Here is a 13,697-nt window from a genome sequence, read left to right on the forward strand (position 1 = left end):
GTGCACGGTCTTCTTGTCTGCCGATTTATCTCCGATTGGAGGAAAGGCTGGTTTGAATAATTAGGATTAGTAATAGGTTTTCCTACCTTTTACGGATTGTTATTACTTCTAGTCAGTTTATTTATGGTCCATGTTTATGGGACTAGAACTCATAACCTTCGGTGTTTTTTCTTCTTAGGACGTTTTCTTGCAGGTTTTTTTCAGGGTTTGTTGGTTTGGAGGATTCTCAGACGCTCCTAGTGCTTATACATTCCCACTTCCAGAATATTCTAAGATTGTAAATTGCTTCTCTGTTACAGAGTTTCAATTTACTGGACTCTGTATTCCTACGGGTGAATAAAGCGGCAGAAATGAAGAATTTGTATGGCAGAATATTCTAAGATTGAATATTATTCATATTTAGCAGAGCCAATGTTAAAAGTTATTCAAAATTCGCAATATGTATTAAATTTATTTACGTTTTATGTATACTTTTTGTTAACTTTAATACATGAAGGTAATCGAGAGCGACTCTGGAAATAGCCATAAGGTTGAAATTGTTACCGTAGTTGAGGAGGATTTTAATGCTATTACGCAAGAACGCTATTGGTTTGATTGGAGAGAAGAAAGGAAATTCAAGGTTTATAAATTACAAATAAAGGGCTCAAAGGATATATTAGGTCTAGTATCCTTGGAGCTTATAGAGAGTGAATCTAGAATAGTTATCAGGCTTTTAGCTGCTTCAAAAGAAAATAGCGGGAAGGATAAGAAGTATAGGAATATAGTGGGTTGTTTAATTGCCTTTGCAGGGAAACAGTCTATTAAAATGTTTGGAGAATGGGCGTGCATCTCACTTATTCCGAAAACAGTATTGAAAGAGTATTATAAGGAAAAGTATGCTATGCTGGAAGCTGGAAAGAGCTTGTTTTTAGATGGAAATGAGCTTATTTACTTAATAAAAAAATACGATTATGAATAAAGAAACGGTAAATAAGGATTTAGAGGAGTTTAAATATTTAGTTGATTCTCGTAATTTATCGGATTCCGAAAGGGCATCGGAAAGCGAAGCGATTTTAGCTGCTAGAGCTTTGAGGTTTAAAAAGAGAGAAGGAGTTTCTGCAAAACTTTTACAGTTGAAATATCAAATGGAAGAATACTTAGAAGAACCTTTGTCGCAGAGCAAGCCCGCTTTTTCTAAGTTTTTAGAAACTTACGTCGACATTCTTTATACAAAGAGGAAAAACTTTGCATTAGATATTGATATTGAGCCTACTACCTTGAGTCATGTTATAAATAACCATCGTGACCCGAAGGATACTTTTATTTATAGACTGATGCTTCATTCTGAGGCCACGTATAAAAATCTATGCAGTTTTGAAAAGGAGTTATGGCCTAGGGTTTATTATCAAGATAAGGTTAGTGCTTTTCTTTCATCATCAGAATGGGAAAAAACAGAGCGTAAACATGTCAGTAACAAGGAGGTTTTGCTTTAGTTCTAATTGCTATTGATCTCCCCCTAGCTAAGTCTCAATTTATTGAACCCTGCACTGCTAGGACTGGTCTTTCCATCCGCTGATAGTAGGAAAGGCTGGTTTGAATAATTAGGATTGGTAATAGGTTTTAGCAAAAATTTTGAAAAATAAATGGGTTATTTGTAAAGCTGTGGAGTCCATGGCGGAGAGTCCGAAGGAGGGAAAAAGGCTGTTAAGGACATGAAAGTTCCTTTCGCTTATAGCGTGTTTATGAATCATATTGACTTGTTCGAGTTAGATTTAAAACGACACGCCATTATTGAAGATGAGGTTCTATTACCTAGGGTAGAGGCTATGTTGTGAGTTTTTTGATTTCTACTGTTGAAATTTAGTTTTAAATAAGGCTATCTTTATTTAAGTATATCATCCTAAAACAATAGTCTGTGAATTCTGATAAATTCGTTTTCTTAAAGAAGTGTTTATTCTTGCTACCATTTCTTCTTATTAATGTGTTTTGTGTAGCACAATCTGAAAGTTTACCTTCAAAAGGAATCTGTGCTCATCGTGGTGCAAATAAAACCCATCCAGAAAATACCTTGGCTGCCTTTAAAGAGGCTATTCGATTAGGTGCACACATGATTGAGTTCGATGTTCAGCTTACAAAAGACCACAAGCTGATTGTAATGCATGATGAGACCGTAGACAGAACAACAAATGGTTCTGGGAAAGTCTCTCAATTGACTTTTAAAGAGATAAGAAAGCTAGATGCGGGTACTTGGAAATCTGACAAATTTGCTGGTGAAAAAGTACCAACGCTTCAAGAGGTTCTTCAGATGATGCCTGAAAATATTTGGTTAAATATTCATCTTAAGGGTACTGAAAAAGTGGGTATAGAAACTTCTAAAGTGATTATTGCTGAAAATAGAATGAATCAAGCCGTAATTGCTTGTGAAAAAGAGGCTGCACGCGGTGTTAGAAGTGTAGATTCTGGTCTGAAAATATGCAACATGAACAGATTAAATTCACGTGCAGCATATATTGAAGATACCATTAAAGAAGCTTACCCATTTTTGCAAATAAAAAGTAGTAGAGATGATGATCAAATGCTATCCGATATTAAAAGATTAAAGGATAATGGTGTTATGATTAATTATTTTCATTCAGAAAAAGTAACTCAATTAAACACACTTTTTGATGCTGGAGTCGATTTTATCTTGACCGATAATCTAGAAGAGATGATTCAAGCTTTTTCAAAACTAGACGTTCGCCAGTTTTAATACTTCTTTCCTTGGAGGGTCTCAACTCATTTGACTCTGCAAACTCTGGTAGATCTTTCTAGCTACCGATTTCTCAGCCAAAAGCGGAGTATTCCTTGTATAGGTCTGAAGACCTGTTAATAGACATACTGGGTCGAAAAGACCCAGCATAGCAGACTCTATGGTATTTAGTAAACTCTTGTAAAGCTCGTATTGCAAGGTCTTCTAGCTGCCTATTTTTCAGCCGATAGGAGGAAAGGCTGGTTTGAATAGTTAGAATTGGTAATAGGTTTTAGCGAAAATTTTGAAAAGTAAATGGGTTATTTGTAAAGCTTCGGAGTCCCTGGCGGAGACTTCAGAGGAGGGGATTTCTCATCGGAGTCTCTCATATAGACTCCGATGGAGGAGAAAGTATACAGCTATTTTAGTATCTCATAGTTTATGAGTTCAATTGGGATTTCTCTTACATCCACGTTTATTATGTCAAAAACTTTGCATGTAACATTTATATTCTTGCCTAACCCACTTTGTAACTCTTCTGGAAAATTACAAGCTAAGTAAACTTGCTGGCTAGTGGGATTTGTGAATCCATAAACAATACTGGAGCTATCTAGACTTATATTGGCGTTTTTTAAGGCCATCTCAACAGTTTCATAGTTCTTACTAAAAATTAGCCCTTCAATTTTTTCATTACAAGGATTAGCATTTAACTCTTCAATTATTCCTTCATTTTTGGTACAAGACCATGAAGTTAACCATATTGAGGCTATAATTGGGATAATTTTTAAAGAAGAAGACTTGAAGACTATTTTGAACATTGTTCGTTAGTTTTTGTGTAAATATTTATTGTACAATTGACTATATATGAAATCAAGAAAAAAGACTCTTTACTACTCTAAAATAATCTTTACAGCGTCATTAATTAAATTTTTATCATTTAGTATGAAATTCAAGTAGTACTGACCTCTCGCATATTTTTCAACATTCAATTCAATTACTTTATCATTATTTTCTAAATGTAATTTATAATTTGATTCATCTTTTTTAATACGGTATTCAATTTTTTTATCTATATTATAAAAACTTAAAGACAACTCGTTTAGGTCAATTTCATTTGGTATCACAATAAAAAGAAGTTCATTGGCAGGATTTGGATATACTTTAAAATTATTACAGCTATTAACATTAAAAGGATAAAATCTTTCAAAACTTCCGCATAAATTTGACTTTGAGGCTTTCATTGTAAAGTTAGCACTTGTATTTCCTGCATATATGGTTGCATTTGTACCTCCATTGGAAATATTAGTTATTGAAGCTCCTGATGTGTTTTGGAAAAAAGACCAAGAAACTATATGATCCCCAGGAGCGTATAAACTATGATAACTTGAAATGCAAACATTATTCGGATTATATGGTGCAATTTGAACATTGTTTAAATAAACGGGAGAAATATCGCCCTGATCAAAGCATGAGTTTATACTATTTATTTTATTATTTATTGTATTAAAAGAAGTCGTTGAAAAGGTCGAACTTATGACCGTTCCTTGGCACATTATAAAGTTATTACAAGAATTATCATGAACGGCCGAAAAATTATGTCCTATTTCATGAGCACATGTAGTACTTTGTGGGGCAATTTTTGTGGTAAAAGAATAACTGGAGGTTGGTAGATTGCAAATTACGCCGTTAGCAGTTGGAGCAACAACACCATATGAGTTTCCATAAATAATAAAAGTCCCAACTGTAAGACTCTTACCAGTAAATATGTGGCATAAATCTCTTTTTACAGAACTCTTATTCGCATTCCAATAATTTTTAAAATCACTCAATGCCTGATGGGGATCGGATGTATCAGAATATGGGTCGGAAGTGCTGGTATATGTACCTATGTAAGTTACATTTAATTTGAGATTAAAATTATTGGTATAAATTTGATCAACTATATTTATATTTTGAGCCATTTGTGATGAAGAATTGGAACCATATTGTAAGTACCATTCATAATCACTCTCTAACGCAATGTCCATTATCCTACACATATTACTCGAATTCGAAACTTTCAAGTTCTTTGAAGTTGAATTCTCAACATCTTTGATTCCGCAGATTCCAATATTTTTTAAATCCGACTCTTTAAAAATTATATATGAAGAAGGATTCTTATTGTCCTTCAGATAATTACTCAAAGGTTCAATTATAATATTACCTTCTTTCCCGTTATTGATAAATCCCCAAAATGCTTCACTGTTAAAAGTAAATCTAGCCCACTTAGTTGTATCAATAGCTTCGTAACCTTTATATGTATATATATTTAAAGGCAAGAGTTCATTCTCGCCTTTGTCTAAATTAGTAATCATTAGATTTTTTTCGATTAAATTATAATTTTCTAATTTAATGTCTGTTAGATTATAGAGCTCACTTAAGAAATCAAAATTAATTATGCCGCCTTTTTGAATGTTAAATTTTTTAATAACTTCCATGTCTAAAGAAAATGTTTTGTAATCACTTAGTTTTTGAGACAATACGATATTGTCCTCAGATGAAAGAACAATCTCTTGAGACTTTACGTATTCTTGACCATAAATATTTAGAATTACAAAAAAGAATAAAAGTGTAAATGTGTATTTTTTCATATGAATTAAAGTTTAAATTGTGTTATTAGAAATTAGTTTAAAAATCAAGCGATTTTGCTTTTCAAACGTATGAAAAAATAAGTTAACTTTCAAGTAGTTAGTTTTTTATGGTTTTCAAGCGAATTTTATATAATCGTATTTCGGATATATATGTATATATTATCAAGGTGTTAACTGATCTTTGCTCGATATTAGTTATTAAACAGAAAACTTATTTTACGGTAACGTTTATTTCCCCTTGCAAAGTCTCAATTCATTGGACCCCGCTGTGCAAGGTCTTTTTGACCTTGTACTTGTGTTAGTCGGTCTTTTGACCGACCAATAGAGAATTTTTCGTCATAAAAGATAGTGTTTATCCCCTTTCAGAATCTCAATTCATTGGCCTCTGCAAGGGGTTTTCTTTTGAAAGTGACTACTCCCCAGCCCCAGCATGCAATAATTCCAAACCAGTAGAAGACCTGTCTTTAAAACCTTCCCATGTGGCGTCGTTTGAGTTTGGTTTTAAGTCTAGGTATTTTGCATGGTCTTTTTGCTTTAGTTTGGTATCCATAAAAGCAGTTACAAAATGCTGGTTAATATTATTAATGCGTCTTTCGTCCCATGATGGTTCTGCATATCTGTAATACTCATCAAAAGGTAAGCCTTCTGCTAAAGACTCTGCAGGTGGTGGGTTTGGAGCTACATTATGTCTGGCGTTATCGTAAGTCAACATATAGCGTTCCACATTGGTAGCACCTTCATAAATGGCCTTAATGCCTTTTTCATAACCAGATACATCGTCTTGGCTTCCAGCCACAAAGAAGGTTGGTATTTTTAAACCTTTAAGTCCTTCTGCATCCCAAATACCTCTGGTCATTCCCCAAGGGGCAAAAGCCACTACCGCTTTAATTCTGCTGTCAAAAGCTGCTTCATATTTTTCGTTTCCTGTCGTTAACACATCAATGGCTTTGCTACCACCTGTCATGCTACCAAAAAACTTAGCTAAACCTTGAGAGTATCCAGCACCAGCTACATTTAAAGAACCATAACCACCCATGGAGTAGCCTATAATTCCAATGTTTTCGGAGTCCATTACTTTACTGGTAAATGGCAGTTTAGTCATTTCATTAACCACAAAATGAATGTCTTGAGCTCTGTTTAATAAGGTGCTGTGAAAAGCATTGGCATCTCTAAAAGTGGATTCTTTATGGTCTATAGCGGCTACTATGTAACCTTTAGAAGCCAAGTTTTCTGTCAAATAAGTCATTAAGAATCTAGAGCCCACATAACCATGTGAAACCACTATAAGCGGGTATTTGCTAGAGCTGCTTTTAAGCTTGGCATTTCTGCTAGCTCGACCTTTAAATTGAAAGGGAATTAATGGGCGTTTTTCGTCATTGGCTGTTCCCATTACTTCGTCGTATAATATCACTGGGTTTTCGTCTGCCACGTCGGCAGGGTACCATACTTCCACTTTTAAGTCCCTATCATAAAAGGCGTCTACGCCATCTTTAGAATTGATAATGTCCACTTGGTTTTTGTGAACAAATTCTAAGGATTTAACTCCCACTTTATGCGGGCCTCTTTTTGCTAATTCGGGAGCATCTGGCAGGGCATCGCCATAAATAAATTCGTTTTGGGCTTGAACAGAAAACGCAATCAGGACTGCGATTAAACTTAAGTAAGTTTTTTTCATTATTAAATTAGGGTATTGATGAAAGTTAGTTTCATTCAAAATTGCAAAAAAGCTTTATTGAATAATAGCTTTTCTGTCTATTTTCAGAGCATTAAAGGGACTTGCAAGGATTTCTAATTTTATGGAATGAAAATTTCCTTAGTTTTGAGCATGTTCAAAGAAACCCTCATCACCAACGACGCCATCGTTTTAGGCTTATTAATTTGTCTTCTTTACTTTGTTTTTGACCGAAACAAAAACGGGAGCAAGCCATGGCAATCCTTCTTTAAGTTCTTTCCGCCTATACTCTTGTGTTATTTTTTACCAGGGGCATTAAACTCTTTAGGAGTTATCTCTGGTGAAGAATCTCAGGTGTATCCTGTGGTGAGCAGGTATTTTTTGCCACCCTGTTTATTGCTTTTTACGCTGAGTTTAGACCTTCAGATGCTTAAGAAGTTAGGCATAAAAGCAGTCTTGGTCTTTTTGGCTGGAACAGCAGGAGTGGTGATAGGAGGGCCCTTAGCGGTTTTGATAGTAAAAGCCATAAGCCCTGAGACTTTTTCTGGAGTAAATGCCGATACATGGAGAGGACTGTCTACTGTGGCAGGAAGCTGGATAGGAGGAGGGGCTAACCAAACGGCGTTGAAAGAAGTCTTTAATCCCAGTGCTGTGCTGTTTTCTCAATCTGTGGCGGTGGATATTTTGGTCGCAGAAACTTGGTTGGCCATTCTTCTTTTGGGCGTAGCCAATAAAGCCAAAATGAACAAATTTTTTGGTTCAAACTCGGATTTAATAGATGAAATCAAAGAGAAACTAGAAGCGGAATCTTTAAAGAAAACCAAGGTGCCCGCTTTTGAAGATTATATAAAAATTTTGGCTGTGGGTTTTGGAGGTACGGCGGTCGCTTATTTTTTATCCGATCTAATCACACCTTTTATTTCTAACAACTATCCTTCTTTGGCTCAGTTTAGTTTAACATCTAGCTTTTTCTGGGTGGTGGTTATTGTTACTTTAATTGGCATTTTCCTTTCGCAGACTAGGGTGAGGGAGATAGAACATGTGGGAGCCACCAAAATAGCTACGGTTTTTCTTTATGTTTTGATAGCAGCCATAGGCATGCAAATGAACTTAGTGGCCATTACAGAAAATCCCATGTTGTTTTTGGTAGGTTTTATTTGGATAGTGATTCATGCCATTTTTATTATAGCCGCAGGAAAACTCCTAAAGGTGCCATTTTTCTTTGTGGCGGTAGGTTCACAGGCCAATGTGGGCGGTGCGGCTTCGGCCTCTGTGGTGGCAGCGGCTTTTCATCCTTCTTTAATTTCTGTTGGCGTCATTTTATCCGTTTTGGGCTATGCCTTAGGAACTTATGCGGGCTATATTACCACACAATTAATTCGCTTAGCGTCAGGTCAATAGTGGCGTAGTTTTTGCTTAGCTTTAAGTGAAAAACTGATTAAAAATTAAATGCGGCTTACGCTTCGTGTGCTATTTGGTATACTGATGACTTGTTCCTTGATGGCTCAGGCTCAGACAGATAGTGTCCGTTTGAAAAACAAATTTAACTACGGTTTTGAATTGGGTGGCTACTTCAGCCTGAATGACAAAATCCCTTTTTGGCAAAAAAACAACAAGTTTGGTGCCGTGCCACAAAATGGTAATTCTCTATATTTTCGGCAGGTTTTAAAGTCAAAAAAAGATACCACCAAGCGTTTCTTTTCCGCAGATTATTGTTTCGATTTGGTCACCATAGTGGGGGAGAAGCCCTTAATTATTTTACCAGAGGCTTTTGTCGGTTTAAACTTAGGAGCATTTAGACTTTCAGGTGGAAGAATAAAAAGTATCCACGGCTTAGTAGACAGTACATTGAGTAGTGGTTCCATTACCTGGTCTGGAAATGCATTGCCCATTCCTGAAATCAGATTGTCCGTTCCAGAATTTAGAAAGGTGTTTTTTAATTGGCTGGCGTTTAAAGGACATTATTCGCATGGATGGTTTGGCGAACAAAACTTTGTTAAAGCGTCTTTTTTACATCAAAAATCTCTTTATGGCAGAATAGGCTCCGAAAAATCCAAGATTCATCTCTATGGGGGCGTATTACACAGTGTGCAGTGGGGCGGGACGCCAAAATATGATGCAGAAGGTGAATTTGGAAAGCTGACGGATGGCAAGTTTCCATCCGATTGGTTTACTTATGGACAGGTGGTTGTCCCTTATGAAGCCATAGTAGACACGACCTTAGGATACGGAGGATTTGAAACCGAAAATAGGTTTGGAAATCATGTAAGCCAAATAGATTTGGGTATGGACTTCTCCTTTAAAGGAGGCACGGTGATGCTCTATAAAAACAACATTATAGAAACAGGCAGAACCTTAGGTAGTTTTTCGAATTTAGATGATGGGCTTTACGGCTTTAGTTTCCATAATGCTAAGGAGAAGGCGGTTTTTAAGAAGGTGGTGTTTGAATATTTGTTTTCTATGAATCAAGGAAGTTATAATGCCTTGATAGCCCGCTTATTGAATAAACCCATAAAAGACTATGGTAATAATGGCTTTTATTTTAACCATCAACAGTATTTAGACGGATGGTCTTATCAATCGGAAACCATCGGTTCGCCGTTTTTTGTGCCCGATAAGGAATTGAAACTAGAAAGCTCAAAAGGTAACTTTACGTTCAGTAATTCTAACCGGCTGAAGGTATTTTATTTGGCTACGCAAATGCAACTTAATGCTATTGGGATAGTGGCCAAAGGGTCTTACAGTCAAAACTTTGGTTCTATTTGGTATCCAGTAGCCCCTTTAAATCAATTAAATACCAGTTTTGAATTCAAGGTGCCTTTAAAATCTAAAGGAGCCTTTTTTAAGGTAGATATCGGTATAGATCATGGTGAACTTATTAAAGATAACTACGGTATTAACTTTGCTTACCAAAGAATTTGGTAACTCCTCATTTTTTCACTGCATTTGTGGTATTTTTGCCGTTTGTATTAAACTCATAATTTTTCTTTGTGAAGCAAATAAGAAACTTCTGTATTATAGCCCATATAGACCATGGGAAAAGCACTTTGGCGGATAGGCTTTTGGAATTTACCGGAACGGTAACCAATAGAGACATGCAGGCTCAAGTACTAGACAACATGGATCTAGAAAGAGAGCGTGGTATTACGATTAAAAGTCATGCCATACAGATGGACTATGAGCTAAACGGTGAGCAATACGTTTTAAACTTGATAGACACTCCTGGTCACGTAGATTTTAGTTATGAGGTGTCAAGGTCTATTGCCGCCTGTGAGGGTGCTTTATTGATTGTAGATGCGGCTCAGGGTATTGAAGCACAAACCATTTCTAACCTTTTCTTGGCTTTAGAGCATGATTTGGAGATTATTCCGGTGATTAATAAGATTGATTTACCAGGGGCAATGATTGAAGAGGTGAAAGATCAGGTTGTAGATTTGATTGGAATAGATAGTGATAAAATTATTTTGGCTTCCGCCAAAGAAGGCATAGGCATTACAGATATTTTAGAGGCCATTGTGCATAGAGTACCGCATCCTGTGGGAGACCCAGACGCTCCGCTTCAAGGCTTGATATTTGACTCTGTTTTTAACTCTTATAGAGGGATTGAAGTTATTTTCCGTGTGAAAAACGGCTCTATAAAAAAAGGCGATAGAGTAAGATTTATGGCTTCTGGTAAGGAGTATGAAGCTCAGGAGATAGGCAGTTTAAGATTAAAACAGCAGCCTAAAGGCGAAATAAATTGCGGTGACGTAGGTTACCTTATTTCTGGTATAAAAGTAGCCAAAGAAGTAAAAGTAGGGGATACCATTACCTTGGTTACTAATCCTTCCAAAACGGCTATTCAAGGTTTTGAAGAGGTAAAGCCAATGGTTTTTGCGGGTATTTATCCTGTAGATACCACAGATTTTGAGGAATTGAGAGATTGCATGGATAAACTGCAATTAAACGATGCTTCATTAGTGTGGGAGCCAGAAACATCTGCTGCATTGGGCTTTGGTTTCAGATGTGGTTTCTTGGGAATGCTCCACATGGAGATTGTTCAAGAGCGTTTAGAGCGTGAGTTTGACATGACCGTAATTACAACGGTGCCATCTGTGAAATTTCATGTCACCAATAGTAAAGGGGAGAAGGTTACCGTTTCGGCACCATCAGAAATGCCAGACCCTAACTTGATAAGAAAGCTAGAAGAGCCTTTTATTAATGCACAAATCATTACCGCTTCCGATTACGTCGGGCCTATTATTGGGCTTTGTATGGATAAGCGTGGAATTATAAAAAATCAAGTTTATTTGACATCCAACAGGGTTGAATTGACTTTTGAAATGCCACTGGCTGAAGTGGTTTTTGATTTCTTTGACAAATTGAAATCTATTTCTAGAGGCTATGCTTCTTTAGATTATAGCTTATCTGGTTATAAAGAATCGCATTTGGTAAAACTAGATATCCTGTTAAATGGCGATCCAGTGGATGCACTTTCTGCCATTGTGCATAGAGATAAGGCTTATGACTGGGGAAAGAAGCTTTGTGAGAAATTAAAGGAATTATTGCCACGTCAGCAGTTTGAAATTGCAATTCAGGCGGCTATCGGAGCAAAAATTATAGCGAGAGAATCTGTCAGAGCTATGCGTAAAGATGTGACTGCCAAGTGTTATGGTGGGGATATCTCTCGTAAACGTAAGTTGCTAGAAAAGCAGAAAAAAGGAAAGAAACGTATGCGTCAGATAGGGAATGTGGAGGTTCCGCAGGAAGCATTTATGGCGGTGTTGAAAATAAATTAGTCTTTTTTCAAAGGCAAATTGCCAGTTTATAGGCTGATGTCTTAATTTTGGACTTTGTTGAAGAATATAAAGAAACTACAATAGAATTATGGCGGAGGTAATCAGAATGCCCAAAATGAGCGATACCATGGAAGAAGGGGTAATCGCGGCTTGGAACGTTAAGGTAGGAGACAAGGTAAGCTCGGGAGACATTTTAGCAGAGGTGGAAACAGATAAGGCTACCATGGATATGGAGTCTTATGAAGACGGAACCATTTTGTACATCGGTGTACAGAAAGGTGAAGCTGTTCCTATTAACGCTATTATGGCTGTTATTGGAGACCCAGGCGAAGATTACCAAGCTTTGTTAGATGCTGAAGGTACTAGTGCACCTGCTCCAGCGGCAGAGGAAACTGCGGCACCTGTAGAGGAAGCACCTGCAGCCGAAGCACCTGCTGAAACGATTGATACTTCTGGCATAAATGCGGAATTGGTTAAAATGCCATTATTGAGCGATACCATGACAGAGGGTGTTATCCATACTTGGTTAATGAAAGTAGGAGACACGGTTAAAGCTGGTGATATGCTGGCGGAGATAGAGACCGACAAAGCGACTATGGAATTAGAAGCTTATGATGAAGGTACTTTACTTTATATTGGTGTAAAAGAAGGCGAAGCTGTTCCAGTAAACTCGGTTATTGCGGTAATCGGTGAGAAAGGTGCAGATTTTGAAACCTTACTTAAAGCAAATGCGGCCCCAGCTCCTAAGGCCAAAGCAGCTCCAGCACCTGCTGCTACGCCCGCTGCCGCTCCTGCGGCTAAGGCAGAAGCATCTAAGGCTGCTGCTCCTGCAGCGTCAGCCCCAAAAGCAAATAATAACGGAAGAATATTGGCTTCTCCACTGGCTAAAAGGTTAGCAGAAGAAAAAGGTATAGATATAGGAACCGTCAATGGTTCTGGTGAGGGTGGAAGAATTGTCAAAGTAGATATCGATAACTATGTAGCTCCTGCTGCTCCTGTAGCTGCCGCTGCCGGTTCTGTGGCTGCTTCTGGTGTAGAGAGCTTTGAAGAAATAGCACTGTCTCCAATGCGTAAGGCTATTGCCAGAGGATTCTCTGATGTGATTCCTTCTCCAGAGTTTTATGTGACTATGGAAATCTGTATGGATAAGCTAATGGCTGCCAGAACAGAGATGAATGAGTATTCTCCTGTGAAGATTTCATTTAACGACTTGGTGATTAAAGCTTGTGCATTGGCACTTACTAAACACCCTAATGTAAACTCTTCTTGGAGAGGTGACCATATCAGAAAGAACAATCACGTACATGTAGCCATGGCTGTGGCTGTACCAGATGGTCTTTTGATGCCGGTGATTAGATTTGCAAATACATTACCACTTTCTGTCTTAGCGGCGAGCACAAAAGAGCTTGGAGCTAAAGCAAAAAACAAAGAATTACAACCTAAAGACTGGGAAGGAAACACTTTCACGGTAAGTAACTTGGGTATGTTTGGTATAGATAGCTTTACGTCTATTATCAATAACAGAAACAACGAAAGCTGTATACTAGCTGTAGGTGGTATCAAAGAAACGGTAGCTGTGAAAAACGGAGCGTTTTATGCCACGAACATCATGAAAGTAACACTGACTTGCGACCACCGTGTGGTGGATGGAGCAGGTGGAGCAGCTTTCTTGGTTACCGTAAAAGAATTGCTTGAGAACCCAACCAAGATGTTGGTTTAAGGATTATCTCTTAAGATTATATAAAGAACCTCTTCCAGAAATGGGAGAGGTTTTTTTGTGAGTATGGGGGAGATTACCTTCGAACTGAAATCTAAACTTGGCTGTAGCGTTTTTCGCTAGTTAATGAAAGGGGAGAACCGGTCTGAAGACCGAAAACTGAATTCCAAGAGGTCGAAGCTGCCTATCCTCC

10 protein-coding genes are annotated in these 13,697 nt (G+C 37.4%); 7 read left to right on the forward strand and 3 right to left on the reverse strand.

The features are described 5' to 3' along the window. Positions 1-490: 490 nt before the first annotated feature. The 3 genes from ACSBFT_RS02355 to ACSBFT_RS02365 all read left to right on the forward strand — a co-directional run bounded on the left by ACSBFT_RS02355 (position 491) and on the right by ACSBFT_RS02365 (position 2,728). Positions 491-958, forward strand: a complete 468-nt coding sequence (locus ACSBFT_RS02355) for an N-acetyltransferase (RefSeq protein ID WP_489603230.1) — start codon at positions 491-493, stop codon at positions 956-958. Continuing rightward, positions 951-1,472 (forward strand): hypothetical protein, encoded by a 522-nt coding sequence (locus ACSBFT_RS02360; RefSeq protein WP_489603232.1) that lies wholly within the window; start codon positions 951-953, stop codon positions 1,470-1,472. Before ACSBFT_RS02355 ends, ACSBFT_RS02360 begins: the two co-directional genes overlap by 8 nt. 422 nt (positions 1,473-1,894) lie before the next feature. Further along, positions 1,895-2,728: a glycerophosphodiester phosphodiesterase gene (locus ACSBFT_RS02365; RefSeq protein WP_489603234.1), complete on the forward strand. Its 834-nt coding sequence runs from the start codon at positions 1,895-1,897 to the stop codon at positions 2,726-2,728. 398 nt (positions 2,729-3,126) lie between these two features. Here the strand turns inward: ACSBFT_RS02365 and ACSBFT_RS02370 are convergent, their stop codons facing one another. From ACSBFT_RS02370 to ACSBFT_RS02380, 3 genes are all read right to left on the reverse strand, one after another. After that, positions 3,127-3,525, reverse strand: coding sequence for a hypothetical protein (locus ACSBFT_RS02370; RefSeq protein WP_489603235.1), 399 nt, complete (start codon positions 3,523-3,525; stop codon positions 3,127-3,129). A gap of 72 nt (positions 3,526-3,597) precedes the next feature. Beyond that, entirely contained in the window at positions 3,598-5,337 is a 1,740-nt protein-coding gene (locus tag ACSBFT_RS02375; RefSeq protein WP_489603236.1) for a M12 family metallo-peptidase, read from the reverse strand. Positions 5,338-5,749: 412 nt separating this feature from the next. After that, positions 5,750-7,012, reverse strand: coding sequence for an alpha/beta hydrolase family protein (locus tag ACSBFT_RS02380; RefSeq protein WP_489603238.1), 1,263 nt, complete (start codon positions 7,010-7,012; stop codon positions 5,750-5,752). Positions 7,013-7,138: 126 nt separating this feature from the next. On the opposite strand from ACSBFT_RS02380, the gene ACSBFT_RS02385 reads away from it, so the two are divergent. The 4 genes from ACSBFT_RS02385 (at position 7,139) to ACSBFT_RS02400 (ending at position 13,507) form a co-directional block, all read left to right on the forward strand. Then, positions 7,139-8,410, forward strand: a complete 1,272-nt coding sequence (locus ACSBFT_RS02385; RefSeq protein ID WP_489603240.1) for a DUF819 family protein — start codon at positions 7,139-7,141, stop codon at positions 8,408-8,410. Positions 8,411-8,458: 48 nt separating this feature from the next. Further along, on the forward strand, positions 8,459-9,934 hold the full coding sequence (locus tag ACSBFT_RS02390; protein WP_463049107.1) for a capsule assembly Wzi family protein: 1,476 nt from the start codon (positions 8,459-8,461) through the stop codon (positions 9,932-9,934). A gap of 65 nt (positions 9,935-9,999) precedes the next feature. Then, entirely contained in the window at positions 10,000-11,787 is a 1,788-nt protein-coding gene (gene lepA, locus ACSBFT_RS02395) for a translation elongation factor 4 (RefSeq protein ID WP_489603242.1), read from the forward strand. Positions 11,788-11,875: 88 nt separating this feature from the next. Next, positions 11,876-13,507 (forward strand): dihydrolipoyl dehydrogenase family protein, encoded by a 1,632-nt coding sequence (locus ACSBFT_RS02400; protein WP_489603243.1) that lies wholly within the window; start codon positions 11,876-11,878, stop codon positions 13,505-13,507. Positions 13,508-13,697 lie beyond the last annotated feature (190 nt).

This window comes from Arcticibacterium sp. SM2516, assembly GCF_057914865.1.